Source organism: Bradyrhizobium prioriisuperbiae, from assembly GCF_032397745.1.
Classification (GTDB): Bacteria; Pseudomonadota; Alphaproteobacteria; order Rhizobiales; family Xanthobacteraceae; genus Bradyrhizobium_A; species Bradyrhizobium_A prioriisuperbiae.
This window is the reverse complement of sequence record NZ_CP135921.1, coordinates 837,575-853,630: the sequence shown is the minus strand read 5'-3', so window position 1 is coordinate 853,630 and position 16,056 is coordinate 837,575. Positions and strand designations below refer to the sequence as shown.

Sequence of the window (16,056 nt, the reverse complement as noted above, 5' to 3'; positions counted from 1 at the left end):
TGGCGGACGGCGGCGGAGCCATTATTTGGCCCTCTCAAGGCTGAAACAGGGGTTCGATTCCCCTAGGGAGCGCCAGCGCGATATTTCGCGATTTTCTACGAAATTCCACCATGCAGCCTCACGGAGCAGTTGTGCTCGTCCATCAACCGATGTTGGTGGCGGCGGGGCAGACATGTCGCCGGGCGCGCACCCGGCTCCAGATTCTTATTTTAACGTGTTTGCTTTGCCCGAACCGGGATCTACTTCGCTCGAAAACGCTCCAGGCCTCGAAGTTCGATGTCGTCACTGGTGCACTCGGCGAACTCCCTGGGCGGCGCTCACTGCGCCTTGAAGCCGATCTCGGCGAGACGCTGGCGAGTTGCGGGTTCGCCCAGGATTTCGCGCAGCAACTCCAACGGCCTCGTGATCGCCTCCGGCGGGGCGTTCCTGGGTGCGAACATTCCGCTCCAGGTCGAGAGGTCGTCGTGAGGCTCACCGCATCGTCGCGAGCCGCATGGCGAGCTCACACGCTCGGTCGTACTCGTCGAGATTGATCCACTCGTCGATTGTGTGGGCCTCGTTCTGTCCTGCGCCGAAGGTCACGGTTGGAATGCCGTGGCGGACCATCCAGTTCGCGTCGAGCCCGCCATTCGCGGCACGGATGTTCGGAGTTCCGCCGATGTCGGACACGGCCGCCACCGCGCGCTTGACGACAGGCAGGCTCTCCTTCATGCGGAACGGATAATAGTCGGTTTCGGCCTTGAACTTGACGCGGCCCGACTTGCCCTGCGTATTCGTAACGCGCTTTGCGGCCTTCTCGAACGCCGCCTTGTAGGCCTTGGTGATCTCCTTGAAGAATTTTCCATCATGGCTGCGGCTTTCGCCGCGCACATGCACATAGTCGGTGACGACGTTGGTGGCGTCGCCAGCCGGCCGGCCCTCGCCGCCGGTGACAGGGCCGACATTGCTCGTGCCCTGTCGCTTGCCTTTCGCCACCTTGCCGAACCAGCCGCCAGCCTTCACGTCGGCGAGGGCAAGCGCAAGAATCATGGTCGAGCTGATCCCGCGCTCCGGCGCGACACCGGCATGCGAGGCGCGGCCAAAGATCTCGACCTGCCAGCGATCCGCGCCAACGGCGCCGATGATGACATTGGAGGCGGAGCCGCCGTCGTAGTTGAAGGCCATGACCGGCGACCTGAGGTCCTCGGCCTTGACGTGGCGCGCGCCATAGAGCCCGCTCTCCTCGCGCACGCAGAACAGCAGTGTGATCGGTGGATGTTCGAGCTTCTGCTTCGCGAGCTCGGCCGCCAGCGTCACGAGAACGCCACAGCCGCAGCGATTGTCGCCGCCGAGTGCGGTCTTGGCTTCGTTGATGATCTTGCGCCCAGCAAGCTTCGGCTTCGCTCCGGCACACAGTGGCACGGTGTCCATGTGGGTCATGAACATGATCCGCGGCTGATTGTGCATCGCGCCGCGGCCTGGCAGATCGACGATGAGGTTGCCGGTCTCCGTCGGCACGGGAATGCGTGTGTTGGCGTCGTCGAGGCGGATCGCATCCGCCGCCACGCCGCTTTCCTGCAGTGCCGCGGCGAGCTCGCGCCCGATCGCTGCCTCCTTTCCGGTCACGCCCCCGACCGCGAGGAAGCGCATGAGGCGGTGAGTGGCGGCTTGGGTGTCGACAGTCATGCAAAATCCTTTTGATGAGCGAAGCTTGCAATCATCCTCAGCACCGCCTTACGTTGCAAGGCCCACAAGACCCCTCCGCCGCAAAACGCGATTCACTCGCTCCAGACCGGCGATGATCCATCACTGCTCTCCCACCGTCGTGAATCTCGATCGTTAACTGATTCCAACCGCCTTCGGACCAGAGACTTTCTGACTCAGTTGAACTCGTCGGTCGGGGCGCAGCTTTGCTCAGCAGCTCCATTGAAATCCATCAACCACGAAATGCTGGCCGGTCATGTACATGTGCGCCTCGATGGCCAGATAGCGCACGATACTGGCGACGTCCTCAGGCGTGCCGACCCGTCCCATGGCAATGCCTGCGGTCAATTCTGCCTCCCGATCACCGAGCAGACCGCGCAAGAGGTCGGTGGCGATAATACCCGGGCAGATCGCATTCACCGACACGTTAGGCCCGAGCTCCTTGGCGAGCGACCGTGTGAGGCCGAGGATTCCGGCCTTGGCTGCCGCATAGGCATGCTTGCTGACGGCGCTGGTGACGCCGCCCGACAGCGCGTTGATGGATGAAATCGCGATGATCCGCCCGCCGGTGTCCTGCTTCAGCATGATCGGCGCGGCCGCATGAATGAAGTTGAAGCAGCTCTTCAGATTGATTGCGATCGTGCGGTCGAATTCCGCCTCGGTGATTTCAAGAATCGGTTTTGGGTTCGGCGCGCCTGCATTGTTCAGGAGCACGTCGAGATGTCCCCATTTCGCGTTGATCTGTTCGACGATCGCATGCGCGCGGGAAAAATCGCTCACATCGGCCTGAAAGGTCAGCGCGCGCTTGCCCCGCGCCTCGATATCGCGCGCGGTTCCTGCCATCTCCATCTCCAGGAGATCGACGAGGGCGATGTCGAAGCCGGAGTCGGCAAGCGCCAGCGCACAGGCGCGGCCGATGCCGCGCGCGCCGCCGGTGACGAGGGCCGTCCTTGTCATCGGCAAGTCCTTGTCATGGGCAAGTCCTCAGGCGGCGTGGTCGCGCGCGTAGCGGACCACGTCGGCATGGGTTGCACACCAGACGTCGCCCTTCGCCTTGGCCAGGCGAATGAGCTCCTCGATGATCCACAGCCGCGAGCGGTAGCCGATCATGTGCGGATGGCAGGTGAGCTGGAAGATTCCGCCTTCCTCATAGGCCGCCTCGAATTCGCGCCGAAACACATCGAACACATCCGACGGCGGCGTATAGGGACGCAGGCCCTGGAACCGGTGCATCATGAAATAGACCGCGTCGTCGCGGATCCATTCCACCGGAAATTCGATGACGCCGGTTGGCTCGCCATCCAACAGCAGTTCGTAGCAATCGACGTCGGCCATCAGCGAAGAATCGTAGAGCAGGCCGGCCTCCTTGGTGATCCGCAGCGTATGTGGCGAGAAATCCCAGGACGCCGTGCGCGCGCCGACCGGCCGCATCTTGGTCGTCTTCTCCAGCACGTCGGCCGCGCGCGTCATCAGGTCTTTCTCGGCTTCATAGGGGAGCACCGAGTTCAGCTCGTGGATCCAGGAATGGATGCCGATCTCGTGCCCTTCGGCGATGATGCGGCGCTGCTCGTCGGGGTAGAGCAGCGCACACACGGCCGGCACATAGAAGGTCGCCGGCACCGAGTGTTTAGCTAGCAGCTTTAGAATGTTCGGGACGCCGACACGATTGCCGTACTGTCCCCACGCCATGCGCCCGATCGATTTGCCGCCGTCGCGCAGTTCGTTGGTCTCGTGGTCGGAATCGAACGACAGCGCGAACGCGCATCGCGCACCACCCTTCCAGGTCTTGGGTCGATAGGTCTTGCCGGCGCGGACCTGGTTGACCAGATCGCGCCAGTGTTTTTCCGGCCACTGCCAGGGTTCGAGCTTCGACGTCTCGTTCATCATGGTCCTCTCGAATGATTTGTTACAGCGGGCCGCCGGTGACGGGGATGGTCTGCCCCGTGATCCACGAGGCGTGATCGGAGGCGAGAAACGTCACCGCATTGGCGATGTCCTGCGGCGCGCCCATGCGCCGCATCGCAATCGTGTTGACGAAATTGTCGCGGAACGCGGTCGGCCAGTTGTGCCATTGCCGCTCGTAATCGGGGCTGGTCGCCATGAAGCCGGGCGCAACCGTATTCACGGTGATGCCGAACGGTCCAAGCTCCTGGGCAAGCTGTTTGACCAGACCGATCTGTCCGTGCTTGGCGGCAGGATAGCTCTGGATGCCGGTGAGGCTGGTGGCAAGGCCGGCGCGGCTCGAGATGGTGACAATGCGGCCGCCTCCTTTTGTCTTCATCCCGGGCGCGACGGCCTTGATGAACAGGAACGCGCCCTTGAGGTTGGCATCGACGATGGCGTCGAAATCGTCCGCACTCACCTCTTCCAGCGGCCGGGGCCTTTGACCCTGCACGCCGCCCGCGACATAGACAAGGATATCGCTGCCGCCGGCTGTGCGCACGACCTCGGCAATGGAGGCCTCATCGGTGACGTCGACCTTGGCAGCGATGATCTCGCCGCCGCCATCGACGCGGCCCGCGATCGGGGCGAGGTCATCGACCAGCAGGTCGCAGGCGACAACGCGCGCGCCGTCATTGGCCAGCGATCGCGCGATGGTCTGGCCGATGCCACGTGCGGCTCCCGCCACGACCGCGGTGCATCCGTCGAACCGTATGAGCATGGCCGGTTCTTCAGCTCCTCATCTCAGTTTTGTCCCAGCGGTTTCCTTCAGGCGCCAGATCACGGCAAGCGAGATCACGGCCGAAGGCAACAGATAGAGATAGGTCGGCGACACCGGCGATCCCGTGACCTGGATCAGCCAGGTCGCGATGAACGGCGCGAACCCGCCGAAGATGGCGACCGAGAGCGCGTAGCCGCTCGACATCCAGGTGGAGCGCAGATGCGTCGGGAAGATTTCCGAGATCGCCGCGGGTCCCGCGCCGGAATAGAGCGCAAGCAGGATGCCGAGCAGGATTTGCAGCGGCATCACCAGCGCGAGCCCGGTGCCGTTAGTCATCAGCAAGAACAACGGATAGGCGAGCAACCCGATGCTGATCGCGCTCGCCATCAGGAGCGGCTTGCGGCCGACCTTGTCCGATAGCGCGCCCCAGAACGGAATCGCGATCACCATGGCGATCAGGCCGATCGTGTTCGACCACAGCGCCTGCGACGGCGTGAGTCCGGCAAACCGCTGGGTGAAGCTCGGCATCCAGGCGAGCAGCGTGTAATAGGCGACGGTCCAGAAGATGGTGAATCCGAACGCGAGAGCCCCAAGCGGAAAGCCGGCCACAACAGGCTGATCGGCGGCGGCCTGACGGCTTGCTTCATAGGACGGCGTCTCGTCGACGTTCTGGCGCAGATAAACGCCGACGAAGAGCAAGAGTACGCCGAGCAGGAACGGCACGCGCCAGCCCCAGTCGAGCATCGCCGCCTGACTCAGCGATGAGGTCATGATGGCGGCGATGCCCGAGCCGAGCAACGAGCCGCCGGCGGTCGAGACCTGCTGGAAACTGCCGAACAAGCCGCGGCGGTTGTGCGGCGCCCATTCCACCATGAAGGCGGTCGAGGTGCCCCATTCGCCGCCGGCAGCTAATCCCTGCACGATGCGCAGGCAGACCAGTAGGATCGGTGCCCAGACGCCGATCGCCTCATAGGACGGCAACAGGCCAAGCCCGACCGTGCCGAACGCCATCAGGAAGATAGTGAGTATCAGCGCCACCTTGCGGCCTTTGGTGTCGCCGAGGCGGCCAATCACGATACCGCCGAGCGGCCGCGCCAGGAAGCCGACGCCATAGGCTGCGAAGGCGGCGAGCAGCGCGGCGGTCGGATCGCTGTTCGGGAAGAATTTTGTCGCGATCAGCCCGGCGAGATAGGCATAGACGCCGAAATCGTACCATTCGAGCAGGTTGCCGGTCGCTGCGGCCCAGATCGCCTTGCGGGAGTTGTCCGCCAGATGCGCGCTCGGCGCGGCCAGAACAGAAGCGTCCGCCATTGGATCACCAGGTCATGTGCTTTTTGCTGCAATATTCCACATGACAATCTGGGTGGTGTCGAGGGGGGAGGCGCGCGCCATGACGGCGCTGCGGTGATGGCTGGCAGGTCCCCGCGGCATGGCTCTCGGTTATGGCTCTCCGTCATGGCTCTTGGGCGCGGCGGGTGGTGTTTCTCCTCATGGTGAGGAGGCGCGCGGGCGTCGTCTCCGGACGATGCTTCGCATCGCGGGGAGAAGTGGGCATCGCGACGTAGCAGCGACTCGAACCCACGACCTCGATGGAGGAGGAACGCTCGCGCCGGAACCGAAGTCCTCCGGCAAGCCGAGATTACATCGCAATCTCAATTACATAAGAGTTCGCTTTTTTATTCTGAGTGGCGCGCCAGCGGCTCTAGTACCCGGAATCAGAGCTGAGTGATACGCGATCCTCTGCGGAAGAAGGGGCTTCTCTTGCTAGCAGAATCATCCTGACCTTGAATCGCGACTCACGTTCCAAGAAAAGGGGGTACTAGAAGCGCTGAAAGTTCAAAAAACATCTGCAAATCATAGATTTGGCTGCACTCAGATGGTCGCACGTAGCTTTTGATGCGCGCGCCGATGGGATTGATCAAAGATGGGCACCGAACTTTCTGCGCCCAGCGTAGAGTGCCAGAGCGACTGCAAGAGGCGGGACTGAGGAGCTGAGTTACTGAACCTCAGCCATCTTAGGTCCAGATGACAGGATTTATGCGCTGGTTGCGGAAGCCCGGTTTGACATCGATGCCGGTTCCGGCGATCGAGAGGCGGCATCGGGCGGCGTTCCCTGGGATGGCCGGTGAGCAGCGGTTGCCGGAAGCACGATGACTTTTGCTCCGACTTTCACCCGCTCGTAAAGGTCAACGACGTCCTCATTGGTGAGCCGGATACAGCCGGACGACACCCGCTTGCCGATCGTATCGGGCTTGTTGGTGCCGTGAATTCGATATTCGGTCTCGCCCAGATACATCGCACGGGCGCCGAGCGGGTTGCCGGGACCGCCTGCCATGAACCGCGGCAGATAAGGCTGTCGCGTAAGCATCTCTGCAGGCGGACGCCAATCCGGCCATTCGGTCTTGCGGGCCACGGTCTGTTCACCGGACCATGTGAAACCTTCGCGACCAACACCGATGCCGTAGCGCATCGCCTGCCGGTCGTTCAGAACGAGATAAAGGAATGTGTTTCCGGTATCTATGACGAGGGTACCTGGCGTCTGGCGGCTGACATAGTCGACCACCTGACGAACAAGTTTTCCGGGAGCGTCGATGGCTTTAGGTGTTTCCACCTGAGGCTTCGCGACCGGAACCGGGATCGGAGTCGCAGCAGACGCCAATGCCTGAACTGGAGTTGAGGCGCGAGTTGGGGTCGAGGGTGCCAGAACTTGCTGCGCGGGTGGCTTCCGGATCGGTTGAACGTTCGTCGGGTGCGATATCAAACCGTATCCCAATGCGGCAGCCGCCACGACGACAACAACAACCCTTCCGACCACCGGCAGTGCGAGCGTGTCTGTCTTTCCGCGTCTGGTTCGCTTGCTCACATCTTCCCCCAAAGCTTCATGCCTGGAGGGGTACCCAGCAAATTTTAACAAACTTCGAAGCGATTTCGCTCAGGCTGGAAATCGTCAGTATCGTTAACGCCAGCTTGGCAAGCGGTGACGGGCTGATATGCCCGCTTTGGCGCCGACTTCACCCGCATCTATTTGATTTGGCGTGCGGTGCCGCGCCTTCTCCCATGTTTTTGACTTAAAGAGCAGGATTCAGCGCCTGTGCGTCGTCTTTGGAGATCGTCGAGTTTGTCGACCGCGGGCTGTGTCGTCATCGCAACAGCTCGCGCGCGATAACCACGCGCTGGATCTGGTTGGTGCCTTCGAAGATCTGAGTCAGCTTGGCGTCGCGCATCATGCGTTCGACCGGATAATCCATGGTGTAGCCGTAGCCGCCGAAAATCTGGACGGCGTCTGTCGTCACTTTCATGGCCATGTCGCTGCCGACACACTTGGCCATGCTGGCGAGCAGATTGAGGCGTTTCCAGTCGCCGGCGTCGCCGGCTCGGGCGCATTCGTAGACGAGGGCGCGCGCGGCCTCGATCTGCATGGCCATGTCGGCCAGCATGAACTGCACGCCTTGGAACTCAGAAATTGATTTCTTGAACTGCTTGCGTTCCCTGGCGTAGGCGACGCTTGCGTCGAGCGCGCCCTGAGCCAGCCCGACGGACTGCGCGCCGATGGTCGGGCGGTTAAGATCGAGCGCGCGCATCGACGCCCGGAAACCCTTGCCCTCTTCCCCGACAAGATTCTCCGCGGGCACGCGCACATTGTCGAAGAAAATCGGCGTGTTCGGCGCGCCGCGAAAACCCATCTTGCGCTCGTGACGGCCGAACGAAATTCCCGACATCGTCTTTGGCTCGACGATAAAGGCGCTGATCCCGTCGGCTCCCGGATCGTCGCTGGTGCGGGCCATCACCACGATGTAGTCGGCGACGACGCCGTAACTGCACCATTGCTTGCGGCCGTTCAGAACGTAGCTGTCGCCATCGCTCCGCGCGCGGGTGTTGATCGCGGTGACGTCCGATCCGGCTTGAGGCTCGGATATCGCGATCGCCGTGACGATGCCGCCCTTGGCGATGATCGGCAGGTATTTGCTCCGTTGCTCCTCGGAGCCGAAGTGCAGCAGCGGCATGATGAACATGGTGTTGAGCGCCGCGATCGAGGCGCAGGCCGGAGAGACCCTGGAGATTTCCTCCCGGGCGAGGCAGGCCATGGTCAGGTTGCCGTTGGGGCCGCCGTAGCGTTCCGGCACCCAGAGCTGCATCAGCCCCATGTCGCCGAACAGCTTGACGAGCTCGAGCGGGAAACGGTCGGTCTCGTCGATCTCGGCCGCGATCGGCGCGACGTGTTTTGCGACCATCCTCCGCACGGTGTCGCGGAACGCGACCTGCTCTTCGGTGAAACTCATGCTGATCCCCCCGATCGTCTTTTTTGCCGGAGCCCCGAAAAAGGGGCTTCCATTGAATGGGTGATCCATTTAATAATTCACCGCATGAGCACCAAGTCAAGCCCTCGTGCACCCGCCCGCCCAAGGTCCCCATCGCCCAGCCGCCGCGAGCGGGCTGCCGATCTCCGCGGCGCCGGCGCGCCGGCTGCGCCGACATTTCGTCCGATCCATACGCGGCGTGCGTTCGAGGAAATCTGCGAGCGCATCCGCGAACAGCTCGCGCTCGGCGTCCTCAAGCCGGGTGACAAGCTGCCGCCGGAGCGCGATCTGGCTCAGCAGCTTGGCGTAAGCCGCAACGTCCTGCGCGAGGCCCTGCGCAGTCTCGAAATGGCCGGCGTGCTGCGGCTCCAGAAAGGGGTCAAGGGCGGAGCCTTCATCCAGGAGGGCGACACCAGCCGCATGAACGGCGTGATGCGGGATATGCTCAGTCTCGGCACGATTTCGATCCGTGAATTGTCGGAGGCGCGCATCCACGTTCTCGATCTCGTGGTGCGGCTGGCCTGTGCGAATGCGCGGCGGCCCGATCTCGACGCGCTGGAGGCCAACATCGAGCGTACCGAGCATGCCACGCGGGAAGGGCGATTGCTGGATCGCGTCGAATGCTCGCGCGAGTTCTACAAGCTGCTCGCAGCGGCAACCGGGAACAAGGTGATCGCCATGATCATGGATTCGGTCACCGAGATTCACATGCGCTTCGTCTACGCCAAGGTTTCGTCGAGCGGTGTCGCGATGGCGCGACTGTCGGAAAGGCGCCGACAGCTCCTGGCGGCGTTGGGCGAACGCGATGTCGCGTCGGCGACGCGCCTGATGCGCACGCATTTGGAATCCGTGCAGCGCATGCTGGAGCAGGATCCCGGCGCGATGTCGCTGCACGTCGCGCTTGCAGAGGTGCAGCCCGGAATGCGCCGATAGCGGAGTGCGGCTCGATCCGCGCCCGAACAACGATAACAATGGAGGAAGATGTGTCGCAATATGCCAGATATGAATGCCTGACGGTTGAAGTCGCCGACAAGGTCGCGACCGTCACTTTGAACCGGCCGCAAGCCCGCAACGCCATCAATCAGAAGCTGATCCGCGAGTTGCGTACGATCTGGGACGATCTGGCCGACGACCACGCTGTCAATGTCGTGGTGCTGACCGGCGCCGGCGACTTCTTCAGCGTCGGCGGTGATGTGAAGGCGATGTCGGAGCGGCCCGGCGGCGACGTCCTTGAAGAAGGGGAAGTTCACGACCCCATGATCAGTCGACGCGGTGTGACGCGGCAACTCGAACTCGACAAGCCGATCATCGCCGCCATCAACGGCGACGCCATTGGTCTCGCCGCGACCCACGCGCTTCTTTGCGATATCACGGTGATGGCGGAAGACGCCAGCATCGGCGACACCCACGTCTCGCGCGTCGGCCTGGTTGCCGGTGACGGCGGCACCGTGATCTGGCCGCTGCTGATCGGCGTCAACAAGGCCAAGGAATACCTGATCCGCGGCACTCTTCTGAAAGGCAAGGAAGCCGAGCGCATCGGTTTGGTCAATCATGTTGCGCCGCGCGCGGATGTCCTCGCCAAGGCGCGTGAAATCGCGATCGAGCTTGCCAACGGCCCGACCTGGGCCATTCGCTGGACGAAACTGTCGATCAACCAGATCGTCAAGGATCGCGTGAACATGTTGCTCGAGGCCTCCATGGCGCTCGAACAGGTGACGTTCGAGACCGCCGACCACAGGGAGGCGACCATGTCGTTCAAGGAGAAGCGTAAGCCGAAGTTCGGTCAGGCCTAGCTTCGCATGGATGCGAGCAGCCTTCCGAGCGACGATGTCGCCGAGATGCTTCGGGATTCCCTGCGCGGGTTCCTCGAAACGCATTGGGCCGGCAGGAAAGAAAACCTGTCCCCGGACGAAATCGCGACGATCTGGCGCAAGCTCGTTGGGCAGGGCGTTGCTGCGCTGGGGGCCGGCCACGACGAGGGTGGACTTCGCGAAATCCTGGTTGTGATGGCGGAACTTGGTCGCGCCGCGTGTCTCGCGCCGATGTGGTCTGCTGCGCTGGCAAATCTGGCGCTCGCAGGCTCGCAGGACACCGCCGCCGTGGAACTGCTGGAGAAGCTGCATACGGGTACGGCAGTGGCCGTTTTCTCGTTCGGTGCTTGCGATCCCGACGCCGGCGGAGGCTCGATCCGGATTGACGGCCGGCACGCAACGGGCGTGCTGCGCTTTGTCGAGGCGGTCGGCGCCACACATCTTCTTGTTGCCGTCGACGACTCGCGCCTCGCCCTCGTTCCACTGGATGCTCACGGCATTGATCTTGTGCCGACGCGTGCCATGGGTGCCTGGGGGCTCTGCGAAGTGCGGCTGAATTCGGTGCCGTTGACGCTTCTTCCGTTGGAGGTCGTCGACCTCAGCGATCTCCGCCGCTGCGCTCAGCTCGCGCTGCTGGCGCGCGCTCACGGTGCGGCCCGGAGGGCGTTCGAACTGGCGGTGAACTATGCCGGGGAACGCCACCAGTTTGGGCAACCGATCGGAAAATTCCAGGCGATCCAGCACAAGCTGGCCAACAATCTGATCGCGCTTGAAGGCGTCAGGCTCATTCTGGATCATGCGGCTCGCCTGCACGACATTGACGACCGTAACTGGTGCTATTTCGCCGATTGTTCGGTTGCTTTCGCGAGTGATGCGCTGCGGCGGGTGTCGCTCGAGATCCAGCACGCGTTTGGCGCCATCGGTTATGCCGAAGAGCACGCTGCCGCGCAGTATTTCAAGCGCGTGCATCTGGACACGATCGCGCTGGGCGGCTCGCTCGATGCGCGGCGCAGGCTCGCTTCATACTTGCTGGATCACGGCGGCGCGCCGTTGCCGCAGTACGATCTCGGTCCGGCAGGCAATGAGTTGCGCGAACAGGTGCGGGGGTGGCTCGACCAGAACTGGTCGGGGGAAAAGAAGGCTGCGTTTGGTGCCAGACCATTCTCCAGGCGCGAGTTCGACGCCGACTTCGCGCGCGATATCGGCGAGACCGGCTGGATCGGCCTTGGATGGCCGAAGGAGTTCGGTGGGCAGGCCCGTTCGCCGTTGGAGCAGATTGCATTCATGGAGACGATGGAGCAGGGCGAGGCACCGAGAATCGGTGCGTCGATCCAGGCCAACGCCCTGATGATGTTCGGAACGCCGGCGCAGCAACAGAAATACCTGCCGGAAATCCTGCGTGGCGAGGCCATGCACGGCATGGGGTACAGCGAGCCGCAGGCCGGCTCCGATCTCGCGGCGCTCCGCACCAGCGCGGTGCGAGACGGCGACCACTGGGTCATCAACGGCCAGAAGATCTGGACCACGACCTGGTGGGGCAAGTACATGTTTGTTGCGGCCCGGACCGACAAGAGCGTTACGCCGCCGCATGCCGGCATCAGCACGTTCATCGTTCCGATGAATGCATCCGGCATCACGATCCAGCCAGCGAACACCATGTATGACGGCACGTTTGCCAACATCTTCTATGACGACGTTCGTATCCCGCTGGACAACCTCGTCGGCGAGGTCAATGGCGGTTGGAAGGTGCTGACGGGCGCGCTGGCCTTCGAGCGTGGTCTGGTTGGCGGCGGCATCGTGCTCAAAGTGGCTCACGCGTTCGAGCAACTACGCCGACATGTGATGACGGCCGAAGGCGACCGACCACCGCTCGGCGAGGATCCCGTCGTTCGCGACAAGATCGCGACACTTGCGTGCGAAATCGAGGTCGGCCGGCAACTGATGATGCATTGCGCCGAACTCGCGGCCGATGGCGTGACGCCGCCGGAATATGGCGCGATCAGCAAGGTCTACTCCGGCGAACTGATGGAACGCTTCGGCGAGGCGGCGCTCGACATACTCGGGATGCGTGCCGCGCTGTCCGAGCAGATGCCGGGGACAATCGATAATGGCCGGTTCGAGCAGAACCTGCGGCATTCACTGATGTGGGTGATCAGCATCGGGACCAACGAAATCCAGCGCAGTCTGATCGCCCAACGCGGGCTCGGGTTGCCCAAATAGGAGCTGTCAACATGCCGGACCAAACATCGATATCGCCCCTCGATGGTGTGCGGGTGCTGGATTTTTCAATCATGCTGGCCGGCCCTTATTGCGCACGGCTGCTCGCGGATGTCGGCGCCGAAGTCATCAAGATCGAGCCGCCGGAAGGCGAGGAGATGCGCCTGCGCGCGCCGGTGCGTGATGGGCACAGCGCCTATTTCGGCCAGCTCAATGCCGGCAAGCGGAGTATCGCGCTCGACCTGAAATCACCCGATGCGATCAAGCTCGTGCATCGCTTGGTCGAAAGCACCGACATCGTGGTCGAGAATTTTCGCCCCGGCGTGATGGAGCGCCTGGGTCTCGGCTATGAAGCGCTGCGAAAGATCAATCCGGGGCTGATCTACTGCTCGATCTCCGGCTATGGCCAGACCGGCCCGCAGGCCGAGCGCGCCGCCTATGCAATGATCGTTCATGCCGAGAGCGGCTTCGATCGGGCGCTGATGCGGTACGCCGGCGATCGCGACCGGCCGGCAGCCGGTGCGGTGTTCGTCGCCGATATTTTCGGAGGTATGTTCGGCTTCTCGGCCATTCAGACGGCGATGGTGCAGCGTGCGCGGACCGGCGAAGGGCAACGTATCGACGTGGCGCTGATGGACTGCATGCTGAATCTTCTGGTGTATGAACTGCAGGAAGCACAATTCTCCGAGCCGATGGCACGGCCGACTTACGGCCCGGTACGGACCAGCGACGGAGACATCCTGATCGCGCCGGTGTCGGCGCGGAACTTCGCGGCGCTTCGCGATCTCACCGGCCTGCCGGAGCTTTTCTCCGACCCGCGATTCACGTCGGTGCCGGCGCGCGGCGCGAACTGGACAGCGATGATGCAAATCATCGAAAAATGGACCGTGCAACATTGCATGGACGAATGCCTCGCCATGCTCGACCGCGCCGGCATTCCCTGCGCGCGTTTTCGTGATCCCGCCGAGACGCTGCACGATGCGGATCTCGCCGAGCGCGGGACGTTCGCTCCGATCGCCGACGCCGCCGGCACATTCAAGGGCGTCAATGCTCCGTGGCGGATGTCGGCGGCACGTAGCGCGATCGGACCGGAAATTCCGTCGATTGGATCACACCGTGACGACATCCTCGCGCGTGTGCTCGGATTATCAGCGGAAGACATTGCAAGAGCTGCCGCTTCCGGCGCATTCGGAAAAACGGCGTGACAGCGATGGAATGATCGTTCAGTCCGAATCAAGAGTCTGAATCGAAAAACAGAGAAAAAACGACGTGATGGGAGGACCAAAGTGACACTTTCTCGCATTTCTGTTTTTGTGCTCGGGCTCGCGATCCTCGCCGGACCTGCCGCAGCCGACAATTACCCGTCGCGGCCGATCCGGCTCATCGTGCCATATCCCGCCGGCGGTTCGACCGACATCATGGCGCGCGCGCTGCAGGAGCCGATGAGCAGGCTTCTTGGCCAGCCGCTCGTCATCGACAACCGTGGCGGCGCGGCGGGAACGACCGGCGCCAATGAGGCCGCACGGGCCGATGCTGACGGCTACACGCTGTTGTTTGCGAACAACGGGCCGATTTCGATCGCGCCCCTATTCCAGAAAGGCGTCGATTTCGACCCGCCGAAGAGTTTTGAACCGGTCTCGCTGGTGTCCAAGGCGCCGCTGGTTCTGGTTGCCAGCGAAAAGGTGCCGGTGGACGATACCGCCGGCTTGATCGCCTTCGCGAGGGCGCAGAACAAGCCGATGCTGTATGCGACTGCCGGACCCGGTTCGCTCGGGCATCTGAGCACGGAACGCTTTCTCAATCAGGCCGGGCTGCAGATGGTGCACGTCCCGTATCGCGGCCAGGCCCCGACGACCCTTGCGATCTTTGCCGGCGAAGTCGACATCCTGCTCACGACGACATCGGACACGCTCAACGAACATATCCGCTCCGGAAAGGTAAAGCTGCTTGGCGTTTCGTCGCCTGGGACTTCGCCAGTTGCTCCGGGAGCCGCGCCCATCGGCAACGTCTTGAAGGGATATGCGGTCGAAACATGGTTCGGGATTCTTGCGCCGGCCGGCACGCCGCCCGATGTCATCAACAAGCTCAATGCCGCAATCCATACGACATTGGCGGCGCCCCAACTGCGCGATCGTTTCCTGACCTATGGCGTGGAGGCGATGTCCAGTACCCCCACTGAACTCTCTGCCATCATCAAGGCCGAGATTCCTTCGTGGCGCAAAGTGATCGAGGAGCGTAACGTCAAGGCTGAGTAGGCGCTGGATGAGCCGGCGTGGAGTCGGGTGCCTGCGTCGTTCATCGCCTTCGTGGCGCTTTTTATTGCCGCTCTGGCCTCGTTGCTCCTGCCTTGGCGCTGGTAGGCCCCCGCCAGTGGTATATGCGTGCGCGGCTGGCTGATGTGAGCGCCATAGGCGGGCCCATCGGCCTCACGCCTTGTCCTGGGCGCGGTTGTCAGTCGGCTCGCCATCAGGCATATCAATGCGGCGCGGTCTCCCGAAGATTGCCGACCGTCTCAGCACGACGTGCTTGCGTGCGCCCGAACAAACGAAAGGCACCCACCCCCATGGCAACCAACACGGCGGAGCTCGAAGCGCTCCTGATGCAGCGGTCGCTGACGGATCCCGAGCTCGTGGCGGCCGCGGAGGCGGCGGAGGACTTCCGTATCCTGCCGGATGCCACGGTGATCAAGGTCGGCGGGCAGAGCGTCATCGATCGGGGACGTGCGGCGGTCTATCCGCTGGTCGACGAGATCGTGCAGGCCCGCAAGGACCACAAGCTGCTGATCGGGACCGGGGCGGGTACCCGCGCCCGGCATCTCTATTCGATCGCGGCCGGGCTGCGCCTGCCGGCGGGTGTGCTCTCGCAACTCGGTGCCTCCGTTGCCAACCAGAACGCGATCATGCTCGGGCAACTGATGGCCCAGCACGGCATCTCCGCGGTCGACAGCGCCGGGCTCTCGGCCGTGCCGCTTTATCTTGCCGAGGTGAACGCCGTCGTGTTCAGCGGCATGCCGCCCTACGGCCTCTGGATGCGGCCTGCACTGGAGGGCGTGATCCCGCCCTATCGCACCGATGCCGGATGCTTCCTAGTGGCGGAGCAGTTCGGCTGCAAGGCGATGATCTATGTGAAAGACGAAAACGGCCTCTACACCGCGAATCCGAAGACCGCGAAGAGCGCCACCTTCATCCCGAAAATCTCGGTGGCCGAGATGAAGGCGAAGGGCCTGCAGGACTCGATCCTCGAATTCCCCGTGCTCGATCTGCTGGCGTCGGCGCGTTACGTCCACCAGGTGCAGATCATCAATGGCCTCGTCCCCGGCAATCTCACCCGCGCGCTCGCCGGCGAGCACGTCGGCACCATCATCACCGCGAAGTAGGAGCCCTGA

The 16,056-nt window shown here is 63.0% G+C and carries 14 protein-coding genes; 6 read left to right on the top strand and 8 right to left on the bottom strand.

Translation table 11 applies throughout. From position 1 onward, the window contains the following. Nucleotides 1–317 precede the first annotated feature (317 nt). From RS897_RS03950 to RS897_RS03915, 8 genes are all read right to left on the bottom strand, one after another. On the bottom strand, nt 318–440 hold the full coding sequence (locus tag RS897_RS03950; RefSeq protein WP_315835293.1) for a hypothetical protein: 123 nt from the start codon (nt 438–440) through the stop codon (nt 318–320). 31 nt (nt 441–471) lie between these two features. After that, nucleotides 472–1,665: a M20/M25/M40 family metallo-hydrolase gene (locus RS897_RS03945; RefSeq protein ID WP_315835292.1), complete on the bottom strand. Its 1,194-nt coding sequence runs from the start codon at nt 1,663–1,665 to the stop codon at nt 472–474. Between the two features lie 228 nt (nt 1,666–1,893). Further along, nucleotides 1,894–2,640, bottom strand: coding sequence for an SDR family NAD(P)-dependent oxidoreductase (locus RS897_RS03940; protein ID WP_315835291.1), 747 nt, complete (start codon nt 2,638–2,640; stop codon nt 1,894–1,896). Nucleotides 2,641–2,667: 27 nt separating this feature from the next. Continuing rightward, nucleotides 2,668–3,567: a polysaccharide deacetylase family protein gene (locus RS897_RS03935; protein WP_315838514.1), complete on the bottom strand. Its 900-nt coding sequence runs from the start codon at nt 3,565–3,567 to the stop codon at nt 2,668–2,670. A 22-nt stretch (nt 3,568–3,589) separates the two neighbouring features. Continuing rightward, nucleotides 3,590–4,345 (bottom strand): SDR family NAD(P)-dependent oxidoreductase, encoded by a 756-nt coding sequence (locus tag RS897_RS03930; RefSeq protein ID WP_315835290.1) that lies wholly within the window; start codon nt 4,343–4,345, stop codon nt 3,590–3,592. Nucleotides 4,346–4,363: 18 nt separating this feature from the next. Then, nucleotides 4,364–5,656, bottom strand: coding sequence for an MFS transporter (locus RS897_RS03925; RefSeq protein ID WP_315835289.1), 1,293 nt, complete (start codon nt 5,654–5,656; stop codon nt 4,364–4,366). Nucleotides 5,657–6,380: 724 nt separating this feature from the next. Further along, nucleotides 6,381–7,208, bottom strand: coding sequence for a L,D-transpeptidase (locus RS897_RS03920; protein ID WP_315835288.1), 828 nt, complete (start codon nt 7,206–7,208; stop codon nt 6,381–6,383). A gap of 277 nt (nt 7,209–7,485) precedes the next feature. After that, complete coding sequence (locus RS897_RS03915) at nt 7,486–8,625, bottom strand: acyl-CoA dehydrogenase family protein (protein WP_315835287.1); 1,140 nt, start codon at nt 8,623–8,625, stop codon at nt 7,486–7,488. An 84-nt stretch (nt 8,626–8,709) separates the two neighbouring features. Here RS897_RS03915 and RS897_RS03910 point away from each other — a divergent pair, with 84 nt between their 5' ends. From RS897_RS03910 to RS897_RS03885, 6 genes are all read left to right on the top strand, one after another. Next, nucleotides 8,710–9,576 (top strand): FadR/GntR family transcriptional regulator, encoded by an 867-nt coding sequence (locus RS897_RS03910; RefSeq protein ID WP_315835286.1) that lies wholly within the window; start codon nt 8,710–8,712, stop codon nt 9,574–9,576. Nucleotides 9,577–9,626: 50 nt separating this feature from the next. Continuing rightward, on the top strand, nt 9,627–10,436 hold the full coding sequence (locus RS897_RS03905; RefSeq protein WP_315835285.1) for an enoyl-CoA hydratase/isomerase family protein: 810 nt from the start codon (nt 9,627–9,629) through the stop codon (nt 10,434–10,436). 45 nt (nt 10,437–10,481) lie between these two features. Further along, nucleotides 10,482–12,674: an acyl-CoA dehydrogenase family protein gene (locus RS897_RS03900; protein ID WP_315835284.1), complete on the top strand. Its 2,193-nt coding sequence runs from the start codon at nt 10,482–10,484 to the stop codon at nt 12,672–12,674. An 11-nt stretch (nt 12,675–12,685) separates the two neighbouring features. Further along, nucleotides 12,686–13,876 carry a CaiB/BaiF CoA transferase family protein gene (locus RS897_RS03895; RefSeq protein WP_315835283.1) on the top strand — a complete coding sequence of 397 codons (1,191 nt, stop codon included), beginning with the start codon at nt 12,686–12,688 and terminating at the stop codon, nt 13,874–13,876. Nucleotides 13,877–13,957: 81 nt separating this feature from the next. Next, nucleotides 13,958–14,926 (top strand): Bug family tripartite tricarboxylate transporter substrate binding protein, encoded by a 969-nt coding sequence (locus RS897_RS03890; protein WP_315835282.1) that lies wholly within the window; start codon nt 13,958–13,960, stop codon nt 14,924–14,926. A gap of 308 nt (nt 14,927–15,234) precedes the next feature. Next, entirely contained in the window at nt 15,235–16,047 is an 813-nt protein-coding gene (locus tag RS897_RS03885) for an amino acid kinase family protein (protein ID WP_315835281.1), read from the top strand. Nucleotides 16,048–16,056: the final 9 nt, after the last annotated feature.